Below are 17,621 nucleotides of genomic sequence, written 5' to 3'. Positions count from 1 at the left end.
CGCTCACCCCCGACCCGAACTCCCCCCGCCGCGACTTCATCCGCGAGATGGTCGCGGAGGACGTCGCCACCGGCCGCTTCGGCCGCGCCCCCGCGACGCGATTCCCCCCGGAGCCCAACGGCTTCCTGCACATGGGGCACGCCAAGTCGATCTGCCTCAACTTCGGCATCGCGAAGGAGTTCGGCGGGACCTGCAACCTCCGTTTCGACGACACGAATCCGGCGACGGAGGACATGAAGTACGTCGAGGCGATCAAGAAGGACGTCGAGTGGCTCGGCTTCAGGTGGGACGGGCTCTACTTCGCGTCGGACTACTTCGAGAAGCTCTACGAGGTCGCCGAACTCCTCGTGCAGAAGGGGAAGGCCTACGTCGACGACCAGACGGAGGAGCAGATCCGCACCAACCGCGGCACGGTGACCTCGGCGGGGACGCCGAGCCCGTGGCGCGACCGCACGCCCACGGAGAACCTCGACCTGCTGCGCCGCATGAAGGCGGGGGAGTTCGCCGACGGTACCTGCGTGCTGCGCGCCAGGATCGACATGGCGCACCCCAACATGATCATGCGCGACCCGCTGCTGCTGCGGATCCGCCGCGGCGCGCATCATTACCGCCGCGGGACGGCGTGGAACATCTTCCCGCTCTACGACTTCGCGCACGGCCTGAGCGACGCGATCGAGGGGATCACGCGCTCGCTCTGCACGCTCGAGTTCAAGGACAACCGCGACATCTACGAGTGGCTCGTGCAGGAGGCGGGGTTCACCGCGCCGCCGACGCAGATCGAGTTCGCGCGGCTCGAGCTCGACTATACGGTGCTCAGCAAGCGGAAGCTCCTGCGCCTGGTGAACGAGGGGCATGTGACGGGGTGGGACGACCCGCGGATGCCGACCATCGCCGGGCTGCGGCGCCGCGGCGTGCGCCCCGAGGCCATCCGCGCCTTCGCCGAGGTGATCGGCGTGGCGCGAAAGGACGCGCGGGTGGAGATCGCCTCCTTCGAGCATGCGGTGCGCAACGACCTCAACATGGAGGTCCCGCGCGTCCTGTGCGTGCTCAACCCGCTCAAGGTGGTGATCACGAACTACCCCGAGGGGCAGGTCGAGACGCTCGAGGCGCAGGACTACCCGCACGACGTGCCGAAGACGGGCACGCGGCAGGTGCCGTTCTCGCGCGAGCTGTTCGTGGATCGCGACGACTTCATGGAGGACCCGCCGAAGAAGTTCTATCGGCTCTCGGTCGGCCGAGAGGTGCGACTGCGCTTCGGCTACCTCATCACCTGCACCGAGGTCATCAAGGATGCCTCGGGGCAGGTCGTCGAACTGCGCTGCACCTACGACCCGGAGACGCGGAGCGGCAACGCCCCCGACGGACGCAAGGTGCAGGGCACCATCCACTGGGTCTCGGCGGCGCAGGCGCTCTCCTGCGAGGTGCGGCTCTATGACCGGCTCTTCTCGCAGCCCGATCCGGACGACGTGCCGGAGGGGCAGGACTTCATCAGCGCGCTCAATCCCGGCTCGCTCGTGATCATCCCTGACGCGAAGATCGAGCCGAGCGTGGGGCAGCACCCGATCGGCAGCCGCTATCAGTTCGAGCGGACGGGCTACTTCATGAGCGAGCCCGAGGACTCGACGCCGGGGAAGTTGGTGTTCAACCGGATCGTGGGGCTCAGGGACTCATGGGCGAAGGAAGTGCGGAGGGGCTGAATTCCGGATGAAGGCGGAAGGAGGTAGGAGGGGCGGCCGTGCGGCCGCCCCCCCTTCATCCTTCCGCCTTCCTCGGCTCCAGTACCAGCCAATCCTGCGGCCCGCCGCGCCACTCCTGCACCGCCTCCACGCACTTCGCCGGCATCCACTTCGCGAGCGAGGGCGCGAGCGCGCTGGGGAAATCCGCCATCGTCCGCGGCTGCGTGGGGATCACCGTGATGTGATGTGTCTCGGCGAAGCGCGCCTCGATCGTCGCGCGGCAGCCGGGGACGATCACGTCGTGCGTCTCCACGAGGATCGTCGCGGTGCGCAGCGCAGGGATGCGCGCGGGGTCGAGGAGCTCGCGCTCGTAGCCCTCGACGTCGATCACCACGAGGAGCCGACCGGCGTTCGCACAGGCGGCGCCGAGGTTCTCGGGGTCGGCGGCCCCGAGGATCGTCGTGCGCGCGGCGAGGCCGTTGCGGGCGACCGTCGCGGCGATCACGGCACGCGCCTCGGCCGTGAGCTCGAAGACGACGAGCGTCGCCTGCGCGAGACGACGCCCGAGCCCGGCGATGTAGAAGCCGTTGCCGCCGCCGACGTTGATGACCGTGTCCCACGCGCGATCGGCGAGGGCCTCGATCGTCGGGTGGAGCTCGCGCTCGTAGCTGCCGAGGAGGTGGGGCAGGAACGGGTGCGGCGCGAGACGCAGGCCGGCGAAGGGGCCGGCGGCGACGGTGCCGCCGGCCGCGCGCCAGGCGATGGTGCGGAAGAGCGTGTCGGCCGGGTACATCAGCGGCCGTAGCCGCGCGCGCGCGCCCTCGCCGACGAGCGCGCGATAGAGCGGACGGAGGGTCGCGCGCAGCGGGGTCAGCGCCGCTTCTTGTTGATCGTCGTCACGTCGATCACGCCAGCCTCGTGCCCGGCGCCGAAGTTCTGCACCGCGCGATTCTGGTCGTGATAGCGGATCTCGGTCACGTCCGCGGCCTTCACGGTGACGAGCGAGGACTCGAGATCGGGTTGCCGCATGCCGTCGATATAGACGACCACCTGGGTGGCGGCGCGGGTGTCGCCGCCCATGTCGGTGGAGGCCATGCGGCCGCGCGGCGGCTGGAGCCACCACGGACGCAGGAGCCGGATCGCGTCTGCGGCGGTGGCGACGTTCCCCGCGCCGTTGATCTCCTCCGGCGTGAGCTTGTTGCGGTCACCGCGGGGGCGCCGGGTGGCGGCGCGGGCCGTGGTGTCCTGCTGGGCCTCGAGGGCGGGAACGGCGGCGAGCGCGGCGAGCACGCTTCCCGTGAGCAGGGCGGTGCGGAGGAAGGAACGCATGGGCGGATCCGGGCTGGGGTGGCCGTCTCGCACGCGGCGAGGCGCTCACCGGAAGTTATCGCGTGAGGGGCGGCTCGCCAGCAGGTCGGGGACGGTCGGTCCCGCGCCCCGTGCGGCCCGCCCCGCCGATGACACTCCAGGCCCATCCGCAGGTAGTATGAAGGCAGTGACCCCCCTGACCTCCCTCGCGCGCGCGGCCGTCGCCGGTGCCCTCTCGCTCTCGCTCGCGGTCCCCGGCCTCGCGGCCCAGACGATCCGCGGCACCGTCGTGCGCAGCACCGACGACGCGCCGATCATCGGCGTGGTGGTGCTGCTCATCGACTCCACCGAGCTCGCCCGCGCCCGCGGTCTCTCCGACGCGCGCGGCACCTTCCAGCTGCGCGCGCCGGGCCCCGGGACCTATCGCCTGCGGACGCTCCGCATCGGCTTCACCGCCACGACCGGCGCACCGTTCGCCCTCCGCGCCGACACGACCGTGCGCCTCCCGCTCGACCAGATCCCGGTGAACCTCCCGGCGGTCACCGCGGCGGAGCGCACCGAGTGCCGCGAGACGATGACCGGTGGCCTCGCGACGGCGATCCTCTGGGACGAGGCGCGCACGGCGATCCTCGCCGCGGACATCACCATCCGCGACCTCGACTACCGTTTCGACATGATGCTGCACAGCCGCAAGCTCGACACGCGGCCGCCGCCGCTCCTGCTCGAGTCGGTCTTCGGGCGCGTGCGGCACGAGGGGATCCAGCCCTGGACGTCGTTCCCGCCCGACACGCTCGAGGCGCGCGGCTACGTCACGCCGACCGACTCGGGGCTGCGCTACGTCGCCCCGGACCTCGCCGTGCTCCTCTCGCCGTACTTCATGCGCACGCACTGCTTCCGCATGCGCGACTCGTCGGCCACGCCGGCGGGGCGCATCGCGCTGGAGTTCTGGCCGCACACCGCCATCCGCCGCTCGGAGATCAAGGGCGTCCTCGAGTTCGACGCGCGCACGCGCGCGCTGCACACGGTGACCTTCGCGTACGTGAACCTTCCCGAGACGGTCAACGACACCCTCGCGGGCGGCGAGATCGAGTTCGCGCAGCTCTCCAACGGCGCGTGGATCATCCCGCGCTGGCTCATCCGCGCGCCGATCCCGGTGCGCACCGCCCTCGGCGACACCGTACGCACCGCCGGCACCGCGGTGAACACCTGGCGCTCGGACTACCGCGTGGTCCCGACGACGTCGCGGCTCCGCGTCACCGGTGGCGACCTGCTCGTCGTGCGCCAGGGTCGCGACACGACGACCCTCTGGTCGCGGCACACCTCGCAGCTGATCGTGCGGGCGGTGCAGGCGGGTGGGCGCGAGCTCCAGCCCGCGGACGGCGTCGCCGTGGCCTTCGCCGGCTCGACCGAGCAGGAGGTGAGCGGCCCCGACGGCGTGGTGCGCTTCGCCGGGATGGTCGCCGGCGAGTACGCGGTGGAGGTGAGCACGCCGTACTACTCCGCGTTCGACATCGAGCCGGAGCGGTTCATCGTCGTCTTCTCGATGGAACCGCGCACCGCCGAGCATCGGGTGCGGGTGCGCACGCTGCGCGAGCTCGCGCGCGATGCCTGCGGCGAGAAGCCGGGCCACGCGGTCCTCCTCGGCTCGGTCGTCCAGGGAGACGTCGTCGTGCGCGGCGCGGGGGTGACGGCGCGCATCCCGCGCGGCGCGGCGTCGAGCCTCGACGAGGCGCGCACGGCGCGGGCGCGCACGACGCTCGAGGGGCGCTACGCGATCTGCGAGATCCCGACGGGCGTGGAGCTCTTCATCACCGTCGTCGCCGCCGACGGCACGCGCCTGCAGCAGTCCACGTTCATCGAGGCGGGCGAGACGGTGGCGTTCCTCGACCTCTCGCTCCCCGCCTCCCGTCCGCCGCGGCCGTAGCGCTCCGCGCGCGCCAGGGCCGCCTCAGCCGCCGCTACCGAGCTGGTAGGAGTACTTCACCGTGATGGCGCGCGAGATCGGCGTGCGCCACCGTGTGAAGCTGTCCGCCTGCTCGCCGTCGTTGAGCACCACGAAGAGACCGGTGTTCGCGGTCCGCAGCCAGGCGAAGCGCACGTTCGCGGTGAAGATCCCCGCCTGGTTGTTGTACTGCGTGAGCGACTGCACGAAGATCCGCGGCGTGAAGAAGTAGGCGAGCTTCACGCCGATGAGGTCGCGCACGAAGTCGCCCTCGGGGAGCTCGACGTCCTGGTGGTCGAAGGTGAGGGCCGACGAGAAGGCCGCGCCGCGGCGGGCGGTCACCGTCACGTTGCCGCCCTGCTTGGTTCCCGAGTAGAACTGGCCCACCTCGATGCGCGCGAGGAACGAGAGCGGCGCGCTCGGGTCGGAGCCCCAGTCGATGCCGGGGAGCGAGAAGTGGTACTGGCCCGGCTGCAGCACCACGCCCGGGGCGATGGTGAACGGCGCCTGCAGCCCTTCCGTGTAGACGTTGATGTCGGGCCCGAATCGGCCGCCCCCGTTGAACTCGACCTCGGTGAGATCGATGTGCGCCCAGGTGGACTGCGTGAAGCCGTCGGTCCCGACGTAGCGGCGGAGCGAGATGTGCGGGTTCCATTGCCGCACCTCCTTCCACCGGGGGCTCCGCACGAGGCGCATGAGCATGAGCTCGTCGAACCGGTAGCCCGCAGGGCGGCTCATGAACCCGACCTCGGGATTGAAGTCGTCGCCGACCTGCAGCATGCGCACCGAGTGGTTCCAGTCGCGGGTCTGGTAGGCGAGGCGCCCGCTCCACGCGTTGGCATCGCCGTCGCGGCCCGGCGTCTCGGAGCGACCGAACCAGGCGTCGGCGGTCCACGCCTGCCCGATCCCCACGCGGCCGTCCACGCCGTACACGCGATTGTGGTCGTCGGCGTCGCCGAGCCGCTGGCGCTGCACCGCCATCACGCCGACGCGCGAGCGGGCGGAGAGCTCCTTGAGGGTGCGCAGCACGGTGTAGGAGTTGCCCTCGACGCCGTTCTGCTCGCCGGTGATCATCTGCAGCGCACCGACGGTGAGGCCGCCGATGCGCCCGGTGAGGCGCCCGCCGCCGAGGATCGGCACCGGCTGGCCCACCGAGTCGATGCCGATGCGCCGCGTGAAGAAGAGGTCCACGGCCTGCGGCGTGCCGGCGGCGAAGACGCCGGCGTTCTCGAGGAAGAAGGGCCGCTTCTCGGGGAAGAAGAGCGGGAAGCGCGTGAGGTTGGTGCGCTGCTCGTCCACCTCCACCTGCGCGAAGTCGGTGTTGTAGGTCAGGTCGAGCGTGAGGCTCGGCGTGATGCCGTACTTCGCGTCGAGGCCCACCTCGCCGGTGGAGCGGAAATCCGGCATCGTCGCATAGGCGCGACTCGAGGTGCCGAGCACGTAGGGCGTGACGGTCGCGATGCGCTGCGACGGCACGGGGAGCTCCTCGAGGGTGCCCGCCTGCGAGAGGCGATTGAGGCTGAACTGGCGCGAGACGCGCGACCAGAGCGCCTCCTCGTTCCGGCGGCGGATGCCGCGCATGATGTTGAGGCCCCAGGTCTGCGTCGCCCCGGCGCCGTACCGGATGGTCGAGTAGGGGATGCGGAACTCCGCGTACCAGCCGAGCGAGTCCTGCGAGGTGCGGACGGTCCAGCTCGCATCCCAGTTGAGGTTCACGCCGCCGAGCGCGCCGGCCTGCGCGCGGTTGCCGCCGGCCGTGAAGACGCCGCCGCCCTCGCCCTCGCGGATCACCTGCTCGTCATGCTCGACGCCCGACGGCGTGGTGCCGAACATGAAGCCGTTCTGCCGGTCGTGGTAGGTGTCGAGGATGAATGCGAAGTAGTCGCTGTTGGTGAGCGTGACGTCGCGGATCTTCTCGCTCGGCACGATGAGGTGCGCCTCGCGGTCATAGAGCCAGGCGCCGACGTAGAGCGCCTCGCCGTCGGTGAGGATCCGGACCTCGGTGCGTTCGGAGACCGGGTTCCCCTCGACGGGCTCGCGCTGGACGAAGTCGGAGAGGACCTCGGCGCTGCGCCAGACGGCGTCGTCGAGACGGCCGTCGATCGTGGGTGGCGTCTGCACGACGGTGGCGCGGCCGCGGCGGGCCGCCGCTCCCGTCTGCGTGATCATCTGGGCCCGGGCGGAACCCCAGGTGGCGGACGACAGCACCAGCAGGGTGGCGGCGGTTCTCGCGCGGATCACGGTCGGGCGGGGTCAGGGAGCGATCGATGGGGGGAGCCGGGAAGATGGCGGGACCGGGCGACCGGCCGCAAACTCCCCCTGCACCGCGGGATACGTCGCCGACTAGTATGACGTTGTCGGACGCGCGGGACGACCCGCCGCGACCGGACTTCCACGGGGGACGATGATGCGAGCGGATCCGACGGACCCTCTCGAGCGGCTTCGAGAAGAGGCGACCGAACAGACGACGGCGCTCCTCCTCGGACTGCGGAACGGTGCGTCAGTGGTCGCGTGGGCGGACGCCGCGATCCATGCGTCGGACGCGCCGGACGCGGCGCTCTACGAGGTCTCGCTCACCCCGCCGGGGGACCTGAGCGCACTCCGGCACGCCCTCGCGCCGCTCGCGCACGATCCGGTGCCGGAGCGCACGGTGCGCGCCATGCTCGCGCTCGCGGCGGACGACCTCGCCGCCGGCCGTCGCCGTGCCGACGACACGGTGCGCGTGCTCGCGCAGATGCGCCGGATGTTGCCGCTCCCCGCCGACGTCGGCGAGTCCATCGACCGGCTGAAGGATGGCCACATGCTCGCCGAGGTCGGCCTCGGCATGACCGTCGACGAGGCCGAGTCGCGGGTGCGCGAGTGGCTGCAGTCTATGGGAACTGGCGCAGCAGCCGCCCGACCGCTTCCCTGACCGCCGGGGCCGGCCGCATCGTCGCCCGCTCCGGGATCTCACCGGCGATGAGGCCGCGCCAGGCGACGATGCCGCGATCGACCGTCACCGCGTCGACGATCAGCATCCCTTCCTCCCAGCTCACGACGCGATCGGCGAGCTCCTCGGGCGAGCCGTAGACGCCCCAGCTGCCCGGGGTCCGGACGCCGCCCGGCGGATCGTCCCGCGTGGGCAGTGTATCGACCACGCGCTGCTGCGCGACATGGAAGTGCACGAGGAACTGCGCCGACTCGGGCGTGGTGCGCGGGAAGCCCTGGGCGGTGAGCTCGGCCTCGAGCGCGTCGCGAATCATGGCGACCGCGCTGTCGGGCGGGATGCGTGCCCCTTCGGCGGCGGTGAAGCCGTCGCGGTCGATGGGCCCGAAGGCCCACCGCTGGCCCGCGGTGATCCGCACGTCGGGCGCACGTTGGATCGACACCGTGGGTCCGCAGGCGACAGTGGCGGCCAGTGCGGCGGTGGCGACGAGGACGGAGGCGAGGTGGTGTCTCATGGGTGAACGCTATGGTGCGCGGCGGGGGAATGCTGTCGGCGGAGTGGCGCGGGCGTATCAGGGGCCGGCTCACAGCGGGGTCGGGGCAACCTTCCCGCTCCCCGCGGGAATGCGTACGTTCCCGCGGTTCCGGCACGACCCCCCGAATCGCCTGAGGCCTGGATGCTTCCCAAGTCCGTTCGCGCCGCCGCGGCCTGTGCGGCCCTGCTCCTGACCACTTCCCTGACCGGGTGCGCCGGCGCCCAGGCGGGCCAGACCGCCCGCACGGTCGACGCCCAGGGCCCGTCGCTCCCGCTCCCCGCCGGCGTGAAGGCCGCGGCCTGGGTGGATCTCTTCGCCGGCGGCCCGAGCAAGCACTGGCGCGGCTACAAGCAGGACACGCTCCCGTCGGCCTGGGCCTACGACGCGACGACCAACACCATCACGCGCACCCGCTTCGGCGGCGACATCGTCACGCGTGCGCAGTACGCCGACTTCGAGTTCGAGATCGAGTGGAAGGTGATCCCCGGCGGCAACAGCGGGATCTTCTATCACGCGACCGAAGGGACGGCGGTGATCTACGAGAACGCACCCGAGATGCAGGTGCTCGACAACCAGCGGCACAACGACGGCAAGAACACGCTCACGTCGGCGGGGGCGAACTACGGGCTCAACGCGCCGGCGCGTGACGTCACGCGGCCGGTGGGCGAGTGGAACCGGGCCCGCGTGGTGGTCATCGGCTCGCATGTGGAGCACTGGCTCAACGGCGAGAAGCTCCTCGAGTACGAGCTCTGGACGCCGGAATGGACGGAGAAGGTGAGCAAGACGAAGTTCGCGCAGTGGCCGACCTACGGGCTGGCGCGCCGCGGGCACATCGGGTTGCAGGAGCACGGCGACCTGATCCACTTCCGTCATGCGCGCGTGCGGGAGCTCTCGCGATGATCAAGTTCCGCCTCGCGGTGATGATGTTCCTCCAGTACTTCGTGTGGGGCGCGTGGTTCGTCACGATGGGGACGTATCTGGGGCAGACGCTCCAGTTCACCGGGACGCAGATCGGCGCCGCCTACGGCGCGATGGCGATCGCCGCCTGCCTCTCGCCGATCTTCATCGGGATGGTCGCCGACCGGTTCATCAACTCGGAGAAGCTGCTCGCGGTGCTGCATCTCGCCGGCGGCGGGCTGCTCTATCTCGTCTCGCAGCAGCCGGCCTTCGGGACGTTCTATCCGCTGCTCATCTGCTACGCGCTCTGCTACATGCCCACGCTGTCGCTGAGCAACTCGATCTCGTTCCACCACATCAAGGACCCGGCGAAGGAGTTCCCGCTCATCCGCGTGCTCGGCACCATCGGGTGGATCGCGGCGGGGATCCTCGTGGGGAAGGTGCTCAAGGCCGATGCGCAGGCGCTGCCGATGCAGCTCGCCGCCGGCGCGAGCATCGCCCTCGGGCTCTTCTCCTTCGCGCTCCCGGCGACGCCGCCGCGCGGCGGCGACCGGCCGTTCAGCATCCGTGACGCATTCGGGCTCGAGGCGCTCCGGCTCTTCCGCCATCGCGACTTCCTCGTCTTCGCGCTCGGCAGCTTCCTGCTCTGCATCCCGCTGCAGTTCTACTACACGTTCACCAATCTCTACCTCAACGAGATCGGCGCGCCGGAGCCGGCGTTCATCCAGACCTTCGGGCAGATGAGCGAGATCGGGTTCATGGTGCTCCTCCCCGTCTTCCTGCTGCGCTTCGGCATCAAGGGGATCATGCTCGGCGGGATGCTCGCCTGGGCGGCGCGCTACTTCGCGTTCGGCGCGGGGAATGCGACCGACGGGATGTACCTCGTCTACATCGGCATCCTGCTGCACGGCATCTGCTACGACTTCTTCTTCGTGAGCGGGCAGATCTACACCGACCAGCGTGCCGGCGAGTCGATCCGCGCCGCTGCCCAGGGGTTGATCAACTTCCTGACGAACGGCCTCGGCTACATCGTCGGGGCGTACGCGTCGGGCCGCGTCGTGGACATGTACGCGAGCACCGAGGCCGCCACCGGCCTCGTGCGGCATGACTGGGCGCGCATCTGGCCGATCCCCGCGTACATGGCGCTCGTCGTCTTCGTGCTGTTCCTGCTGACGTTCAAGACCGACTCGAAGGTTCCCACCCCCGCTGCCTGAGGACCCGTTCATGTCCGGAAAGGATCTCGATCGCCGCACGTTCGTCGGAGGGCTCGCCGCCGCCGGCGCGCTCGCCGCGATCCCCAGCCCGCTCCATGCCCTCGGCGGCCAGCAGCCGAGCCAGAAGATCCGCATCGCCTGCATCGGCGTGGGCGGCATGGGCTTCAACGACGTGCGCGGCGCGTCGCAGGAACAGCTCGTCGCCTTCGCCGACGTCGATTGGCGCTCGGCGGAGCGCGCCTTCCGCACCTGGCCCACCGTGCGGCGCTACAAGGACTACCGCGAGATGCTCGAGAAGGAGAAGGACAACATCGACGCGGTGACGGTCTCGACGCCCGACCATGTGCACGGCGCCGCGGCGATGATGGCGCTCAAGATGGGGAAGCACGTCTACTGCCAGAAGCCGCTCGCCCGCACCATCGGCGAGGTGCGCGCGCTGCAGAGCGAGGCGACCAAGCGGCCGAAGCAGGTGACGCAGATGGGGAACCAGGGCCACGCCGCCGAGGGGATCCGGCAGATCCGCGAGTGGGTCGAGGCGGGGCTCATCGGACCGGTGCGGCGCGTGGAGTACTGGACCAACCGTCCCATCTGGCCGCAGGCGATCAACCGCCAGTCGACGGCGCACAACACGCCCGAGACGCTCGACTGGAACCTCTGGCTCGGCCCCGCCGCGCAGCGGCCGTACAACCCGGCGTACGCGCCGTTCAACTGGCGCGGCTGGTGGGACTTCGGCACCGGCGCGATGGGCGACATGGCCTGCCACCTGATGGACGCCGCCTACTGGACGCTCGGCCTCAAGTATCCGTCGCGCATCACGCCCGAGAGCACGCTGCTCTTCTCGGAGACGGCGCCGGCCTCGGAGCGGATCACGTACGAGTTCCCGGCGATCGGGAACCGGCCGGCGGTCACGCTCACCTGGCGGGATGGATCGCTCTTCCCGCCGCGCCCCGAAGGCTGGCCGGAGGCCGATGAATGGCCGTTCGACCGCGAGGGCGGGCAGATCTGGTACGGCGACAAGGGCATGATCCTCGCCGGGACCTACGCCGAGAATCCGCGCCTCCTCGATCCGAAGGTCGCCGCCGAGGTCGCGGCGAACCCGACGCCGAAGAAGTACCCGCGCACCGAGGGCGTGTACAAGGAGTGGTTCACCGCGATCCGCGAGGGGAAGAAGGCGGGGAGCGACTTCGCTGGCTACGCGGCGCCGATGACGGAGATGATCCTCATCGGGTGCCTCGCGGTGCGGATGGGGCGTGCGCTCGAGATGGATCCGGATACGGGGATGATCAAGAACGCGACGCCGCCGAGCGAGTGGGTGAATCCGACGTTCCGGGCAGGGTGGAGCCTGTGAAGCAGAAACGATGAAGGCTGAAGGTTGAAGGGGCGGGGGCCGTTCGGCCCCCGCTCTTTCTTCCTTGAGCGTTCATCCCAAGGAGATCCGATGCTCGTCGAAGCGTACGTCGATCAGCTCACCACCGCCCTCGCCGCCGAGCGCAACGGCGCGGGGCGTCTCGAACTCTGCGGGCCGGGCGAAGGAGGGCTCACCCCGTCTCCGGAACTGCTCGCCTCGGTGATGGGGGCGGTGCGGATCCCCGTGCATGCGATGACGCGGCCCAGGACGGGGGACTTCGTCTACACCGATGCGGAGTTCGCCCGGATGCGCGACGAGGTCGCGATGATCAAGGCCGCGGGGTGCGCGGGCGTGGTGCTCGGGATCTCGAAGCCCGACGGCACGCTCGATGTGCCGCGCATGGCCGAGCTGATCGCGCTCGCCCGCCCCATGCGCATCGGGGTGCATCGCGCGTTCGATCGCACGCCCGATGCGGACGCGGCGCTCGACCAGCTCATCGCGCTCGGCGTGGACGTGGTGCTCGCGGCGGGGCACGCGCCGACGGCGGAGGAGGGGATCGCGACGCTCGCGCGGTTGCACCGCCGCGCCGCGGGGCGCACGACGATCATGCCCGGCGGCGGCGTGCGGGCGCACAACGTGCAGCGGATCATACGCGAAACGGGCGTGCACGAAGTGCACGCCCGCGCGTCGGAGCCGGAGGTGTTCGCCGAGCTGGTCAGGGCTTCCACGTCCCCTTAGCGACCGCCGGCACGAACTTGTCCACGCCCTTCGCCGGATAGGCGAGCGTCCGACCGCTCTCCGCGCTCGCGTAGGCCGTCATGAGCATCTTCACCACCTCGACGCCGTCGTCGAAGGTGAGCATCGGTTCCTCCTTCCCGAGGAAGGCGCGCACGAAGTGGCGGTCCTCGCCGGTGTAGCCGTAGGCGAGGTACTCCTCGGGCACCACCGGCATCACGCCCTGCTCGGCGTTCTGCTTCTCCACGAGGTCCTCGCCCGCGCGGCCGGTCACTTCGCGCGAGAAGAAGAGCTGGAGCCCCGAATCGAGCGAGTTCCACTTCATCGAGTACTCGGGGCCGAGGAGCTCGGCCGAGAGCCGGAGCCCCGCGCCGACGAAGCTCCAGCTCGTCGTCGCCTCGCCGATCACCGTGTGGCCCTCGGGCGTCTCGAACTCGATGTTGAGGCTCGCGAAGTCCTCGCTCGGGCGCTTGGCGTAGTCGATCGACGAGCCCATCATGCCCTTGAGCTTCTTCACGTACGCCGGGCGCGACCACTTGAGCGACGCGATGTGGCCGGTCATCCGCACCGGCTTCACCGTGCTCAGCGGCTTCCCCGGCTCGGTGAGGAGGTAGCGGACGAGCAGCGCCGAATGGCACATCATGTCGTTGAGCACGCCGCCGCCCTGCAGCGCGCCGTTCCAGAACCACGGCATGTGCGGGCCGGAATGCTCCTCGCCCGCGCGCGCGAGATACGGCCGGCCGGTCGTGGCGGCGCCGCGCGCCCAGATGAGCTTCTTCCCCGCCTCGACGTGCGGCGCGAAGAGCTGGTTCTCGAGATAGCCGGTCTTGAGGCCGACGCTCTTCACGAGCTTCGCGACCTCCTTCGCCTCGGCGACGTTGCGCGCGAGCGGCTTCTCGCAGGCGATGCCCTTGAGGGTGCCCTTGCCGCTCTTGATGGCGTGGACGATCTCCTCGATGTTCTCGATGCGCGCCTGGTTGGGGCCGCAGAGCCAAAGCGCGTCGATCGCCGGGTCGGCGACCATCGCGGTGATGCTCTTGTATGCCTTGGCCGGGCCGGCGTCGAGCGTGCGCGCGAGCTGCGCGGCCGAGGCGGCGTTCTTCGCGTTGGGCGACCAGACGCCGAGCACGTCGGCGTCGCGGACGCCCTGCCAGGCCATGATGTGGAAGCGCGTGTTGAAGCCGGAACCGATGAAGCCGACGCCGAGACGCTGCATGGGAGCGGGTGCGGAGAGGTGAACGGGAGAACCTGCGAGGGACCGACCGGGGAGAGATAGCGCCCCGCGGCTCCCCTCACCAGCACCCCGGGCTCAGTGCACGGTCGTTCCCATGAGGTAGTCGAGCACGTCGCGCGCCGTGTACGAGTCGCGCCCGCGGGCGAGCGCCCCGAGCTCGAGGAGCGCGTCACCGCTGGTGATGAGCGGTGGCTCGACCGCGCCCTGCTCGCGGGGTTGGCCCATGCCGATGGCCGCCGCGAGCCCGTTGCAGAGGCAGAGTCGCCCTGCGGTCGCCTCGGCCTGGCCACCGGCGGCGACGAACTCATCCACCGGGGCGGCGGCGCAGCGATAGACCACGCGTCCATCCTCGCGCCGCGCCGCGCTGCGCAGATAGCCGAGGTCGCAGTTGCGCTCGCGCGGCGAGTCCGGCTGAAGCTCGCCGAGCGACGGAGACGACACGAGCTTGAACGGGAAGCCTGTGGGCGAGGCGAGCGGGTCGGTGCGGATGGTGAGCGTGTCGTTCGCGAGATCCCGCAGGACCCGTCGCTTGATGTCGTCGGTGAAGCCGGATTCGTCGGCGAACGCGAAGGCGGTGCCGACCTGGATCCCCGCCGCGCCGACGGCGCGTGCCTCCTCGAGGGCCTGTGGCGTGCCTGCGCGGCCGGCGAGCCAGAAGGGAAGGCCGAGGTCGCGCATCGCGCCGAGGTCGGCGGCGTCGCGGGGACCGTAGATGGGCTCGCCATTGGCGTCGAGCTGCATCGCACCGCGCGGCGGGGCGTTGTGGCCGCCGGCCGTGTTGGCCTCGACCACAAAGCCGTCCACGGTGCCGTTCGCCTTGCGCGCGAGGGTCGTGGCCAGCGTATGCGCCGAGACGATCGCGTAGAAGTGCGGTCGCCGAAGGGTGCCCGTCGCCCCATGCGCCGCGGCGTCGAACTCGAGCGCGAGCGGCGCATCGGCGGGCTGGCCCTCGACCTCGAAGCGGAGCGAGGCCGGCGTGCCGGCGGCGAGTGCATCGAGCGCGCCGGGGATCTCGCGCGGGATCCCCGCGCCCATCAGCACGACGTCCACACCGGCGAGCATCGCGCCGTACAGCGACGGGAGCGTGGGCATCTGCACCTTCGTCAGGAGATTGATCCCGACGCGCCCCCCATGTCCCTCCTTCGCGAGGAAGACCTCGACGAAGTTCGCAGCGATGGTCACCTGGTCGCGCATCGTGCTCACCGCGCGTCGGTACATCGGCAGGAGCTGGTAGGGCTCGCCGTCGGCGCGCCCCTCGGGCTTGAACCAGCGCTCGAGGACGCCGGCCGCGACACCCGGCAACGGCAGGTGTGCCAGCGCGCGCCGTACATGTCCGCCCTCGTCGCCATCCTGCAGTCGGCGCACGAGCACGGTGTCGAGCGCAGTCCCGGAGACGACGCCGAGCTGTCCGGCCGATGCGACCGCACGTGCGAGGCGCCAGTTGGAGACGGCCACTCCCATGCCGCCCTGGATGATCCGAGGGAGAGTCGCGGAGGACATCGGGGGCACCTGGTCGGGAGGGAGGAGATCGGCCGAGCTCGATCGAACCCGACAACAGTGCGCCGCCCCGGTCGGCGCCTCAGTCGGGATTCTGCCGCGACCATGCCGGGGAAATCCCTATGCGACTCGCGGTGCCGCGGGCGCGCGCTCCCTCCGGCGCGCTCAGCGCGCGAGGCGTCCCACCAGCGCGCGCGTGAAGACGACCATCTGGTCGTATGCCGCGGCCGGGAGGCGCTCGTCGTTGCCGTGCAGGGTGCGCAGGTACTGGTCCTCGACGAAGAGGCCGATGATGCCGATGACCTGCTGTCCCGCATTGCGGAGGTAGACGCCGTCGGTCGCGCCCATTTCCATGTACGGGATCACCGGCAGCGGCCTATAGACCTCGGCGAGCGTCTCGTCGAGCGCGCGCGCGAGCGGAGCGGGCATCACCGAGGGCGGGCTCGGCATCATCGGGTACGGGATCGTGATCTCGATGTCGGGCGCGTCGATCACGCGGCGCAGTCGCGCGAGCACGGTGTCGGGCGATTCGCCGGGGATCACGCGGCAATTCACGTTCGCCGAGGCTTCGGCGGGGATCGCGTTGGGCGCGGTCCCGGCCTTGAGGATGGTCGCGATGCAGGTCGTGCGGAGCAGCGCGTTCATGCCCGGGTCGGCGCTGAGGGTCCGCGCCGCGGCGACGTCACCCGGGTCGCGCGCGAGTGCGGCCATCGCCGTGCCCTGCGCGCCGGGCGTGAGCGGCGCGCGGCGCGCGAGGAACTCGCGCACCACCGGGTTCACGTTCGTGGGGAAGGTGTGGCGCGAGAGCCGGTCGATCGCCGTCGCGAGGCGATCGATCGGCGAGCGGCCGCTCGGGACGGAGCTGTGCCCGCCCGGCCCGCGCGCGGTGAGCGTGAAGTCGGTGTAGACCTTCTCCGCGCCCTGCACGCCGAACGCGATGCGCTTGCCATCGGCGATCTCGCCACCGCCCGCGTCGGCCACGACGATGAACTCGCCCGCGATGAGGTCGCGGCGGTTGGCGACGAGCCACTCGATGCCGTTGTCCTTGCCGCTCTCCTCGCCTGCGGTCAGGAGCAGCAGGAGGTCGCGCGCGGGAACGACGCTGCGGCGCCGCAGGTCGAGGAAGCTCGCGGCTAGGGCCGCCGCCGGTCCCTTGTCATCCATCACGCCGCGGCCATGGAGCAGGCCGTCCTTCTCGACGAGCTGCCAGGGATCGGTCGTCCAGAGCGCGGGCTCGGCGCCGACCACGTCGAGGTGCGCCGCGAAGATGCGCGGCGGGAGGGTCCGGTCGCGGCCGCGGAGTCGCACCACGAGGTTGCGATTCCGCGCCCCGGCGCCGAGGACCATCACGTCCTCGGTGGCGAATCCCGCCGCGCGAAAACGCGCGGCGAGGGACTCCGAGAGCGGGGTGAGGTCGCCCTCCTCGGTGGTGCGCGCACGGACCATCTCGGCGAGGATCTCGCGCGCGAGCGGCGCGATGCCGGCCGGGTCCTGCGTGGCGGTCTGTGCGCCCGCAGGGGTCGCGATCGCCGCGACGCCGGCGACGAGGAGCAGGGCGAGGGTCGCGAGGCGAGGACGAATCTGAATGAGTCTCATCGCGGGAAGATGCTCGCCCTCGGGGGAATCCGTCAGGGTTCACCGCAGGTGAACCCCGCAGGAGAACCCCGCAATGGAATCGCGCACGAGGAACCCGCACACCGGTTCATGCCTCCGCCCGACTGCGCGCCGCGCGGGCGGATCGCATCGTGGAGGTGCACCCCCACAGCAGGAGGGAACGATGTCACTGCTCAAGCAGGACCTCCCCGTCATCTTCGAGCGCGACCTGGGCCGGATGCGCAATCGGCTGCAGCGGTTCTTCGAGGAACCGTTCGGGCTCGACCTCCGTCTCCCGGCGATCGACGAGAAGCGGATGGAGAAGATGGTGTGGACGCCGAACGTCGAGGCGACCGAGACGCCGGCGGAGTACGTCCTCACCGCGGAGCTCCCGGGGATCTCCCCCGAGAACGTCGAGGTGGCGGTGGCCGAGGGGATGATCACCCTCAAGGGCCACAAGCTCGAGGAGAAGAAGGAGGGCGAGAAGGACCGCACCTTCCATCTCTGGGAGCGCACCTACGGCGAGTTCGCGCGGTCCTTCCGCTTCCCGGTCCCGGTGAACGAGGCCAAGGTCGCGGCGGAGTTCACCAACGGCATCCTGAAGGTCACGGTGCCCAAGCTCGAGGTCACGCCGCCGCAGACGCGGACGGTCCCGATCGCGAAGAAGTAGGATCGGGCGTGGCGCGACCACGCGAGCGGTCGCGCCACGGTGACCG

15 protein-coding genes are annotated in these 17,621 nt (G+C 70.7%); 8 read left to right on the top strand and 7 right to left on the bottom strand.

Annotated features, from left to right (window positions below; all coding sequences use genetic code 11):
- Positions 1–47 precede the first annotated feature (47 nt).
- Entirely contained in the window at positions 48–1,697 is a 1,650-nt protein-coding gene (locus IPJ78_13405) for a glutamine--tRNA ligase/YqeY domain fusion protein (protein ID MBK7907541.1), read from the top strand.
- A 55-nt stretch (positions 1,698–1,752) separates the two neighbouring features.
- Here IPJ78_13405 and IPJ78_13400 read toward each other — a convergent pair whose 3' ends face one another.
- Both IPJ78_13400 and IPJ78_13395 read right to left on the bottom strand, forming a co-directional pair.
- A complete protein-coding gene (locus IPJ78_13400) occupies positions 1,753–2,469 on the bottom strand; it encodes a hypothetical protein (GenBank protein ID MBK7907540.1) in 717 nt (238 codons plus the stop codon).
- 77 nt (positions 2,470–2,546) lie between these two features.
- Positions 2,547–3,005 (bottom strand): hypothetical protein, encoded by a 459-nt coding sequence (locus tag IPJ78_13395; GenBank protein MBK7907539.1) that lies wholly within the window; start codon positions 3,003–3,005, stop codon positions 2,547–2,549.
- 166 nt (positions 3,006–3,171) lie between these two features.
- Here IPJ78_13395 and IPJ78_13390 point away from each other — a divergent pair, with 166 nt between their 5' ends.
- Positions 3,172–4,908 (top strand): carboxypeptidase regulatory-like domain-containing protein, encoded by a 1,737-nt coding sequence (locus IPJ78_13390; GenBank protein MBK7907538.1) that lies wholly within the window; start codon positions 3,172–3,174, stop codon positions 4,906–4,908.
- A 24-nt stretch (positions 4,909–4,932) separates the two neighbouring features.
- On the opposite strand, the gene IPJ78_13385 is transcribed toward IPJ78_13390, so the two are convergent.
- Positions 4,933–7,167 (bottom strand): carbohydrate binding family 9 domain-containing protein, encoded by a 2,235-nt coding sequence (locus tag IPJ78_13385; protein ID MBK7907537.1) that lies wholly within the window; start codon positions 7,165–7,167, stop codon positions 4,933–4,935.
- Between the two features lie 166 nt (positions 7,168–7,333).
- Here IPJ78_13385 and IPJ78_13380 point away from each other — a divergent pair, with 166 nt between their 5' ends.
- Positions 7,334–7,837, top strand: a complete 504-nt coding sequence (locus IPJ78_13380; GenBank protein MBK7907536.1) for a hypothetical protein — start codon at positions 7,334–7,336, stop codon at positions 7,835–7,837.
- Here IPJ78_13380 and IPJ78_13375 read toward each other — a convergent pair.
- A complete protein-coding gene (locus IPJ78_13375) occupies positions 7,797–8,366 on the bottom strand; it encodes a DUF4136 domain-containing protein (protein ID MBK7907535.1) in 570 nt (189 codons plus the stop codon). The two genes, IPJ78_13380 and IPJ78_13375, sit on opposite strands and share 41 nt — an antisense overlap.
- Before the next feature lie 162 nt (positions 8,367–8,528).
- On the opposite strand from IPJ78_13375, the gene IPJ78_13370 reads away from it, so the two are divergent.
- The 4 genes from IPJ78_13370 (at position 8,529) to IPJ78_13355 (ending at position 12,584) form a co-directional block, all read left to right on the top strand.
- Positions 8,529–9,287, top strand: coding sequence for a DUF1080 domain-containing protein (locus IPJ78_13370; protein MBK7907534.1), 759 nt, complete (start codon positions 8,529–8,531; stop codon positions 9,285–9,287).
- Positions 9,284–10,498, top strand: a complete 1,215-nt coding sequence (locus tag IPJ78_13365; GenBank protein MBK7907533.1) for a nucleoside permease — start codon at positions 9,284–9,286, stop codon at positions 10,496–10,498. Before IPJ78_13370 ends, IPJ78_13365 begins: the two co-directional genes overlap by 4 nt.
- 10 nt (positions 10,499–10,508) lie before the next feature.
- Positions 10,509–11,846, top strand: a complete 1,338-nt coding sequence (locus IPJ78_13360; protein ID MBK7907532.1) for a Gfo/Idh/MocA family oxidoreductase — start codon at positions 10,509–10,511, stop codon at positions 11,844–11,846.
- Between the two features lie 90 nt (positions 11,847–11,936).
- The gene (locus tag IPJ78_13355; GenBank protein ID MBK7907531.1) at positions 11,937–12,584 is read left to right on the top strand and encodes a copper homeostasis protein CutC; all 648 of its coding nucleotides are present in this window, start codon (positions 11,937–11,939) and stop codon (positions 12,582–12,584) included.
- On the opposite strand, the gene IPJ78_13350 is transcribed toward IPJ78_13355, so the two are convergent.
- From IPJ78_13350 to IPJ78_13340, 3 genes are all read right to left on the bottom strand, one after another.
- Positions 12,562–13,797 carry a Gfo/Idh/MocA family oxidoreductase gene (locus IPJ78_13350; protein ID MBK7907530.1) on the bottom strand — a complete coding sequence of 412 codons (1,236 nt, stop codon included), beginning with the start codon at positions 13,795–13,797 and terminating at the stop codon, positions 12,562–12,564. The genes IPJ78_13355 and IPJ78_13350 overlap by 23 nt on opposite strands.
- A gap of 93 nt (positions 13,798–13,890) precedes the next feature.
- Entirely contained in the window at positions 13,891–15,276 is a 1,386-nt protein-coding gene (locus tag IPJ78_13345) for a nitronate monooxygenase (GenBank protein MBK7907529.1), read from the bottom strand.
- Between the two features lie 201 nt (positions 15,277–15,477).
- The gene (locus IPJ78_13340) at positions 15,478–16,908 is read right to left on the bottom strand and encodes a M20/M25/M40 family metallo-hydrolase (protein MBK7907528.1); all 1,431 of its coding nucleotides are present in this window, start codon (positions 16,906–16,908) and stop codon (positions 15,478–15,480) included.
- Positions 16,909–17,089: 181 nt separating this feature from the next.
- Here IPJ78_13340 and IPJ78_13335 point away from each other — a divergent pair, with 181 nt between their 5' ends.
- A complete protein-coding gene (locus tag IPJ78_13335) occupies positions 17,090–17,575 on the top strand; it encodes an Hsp20/alpha crystallin family protein (GenBank protein MBK7907527.1) in 486 nt (161 codons plus the stop codon).
- Positions 17,576–17,621 lie beyond the last annotated feature (46 nt).

The sequence above is a fragment of the Gemmatimonadota bacterium genome (assembly GCA_016714015.1).
Classification (GTDB): Bacteria; Gemmatimonadota; Gemmatimonadetes; order Gemmatimonadales; family Gemmatimonadaceae; genus Pseudogemmatithrix.
This window is presented reverse-complemented; position numbering and strand designations above follow the sequence as displayed.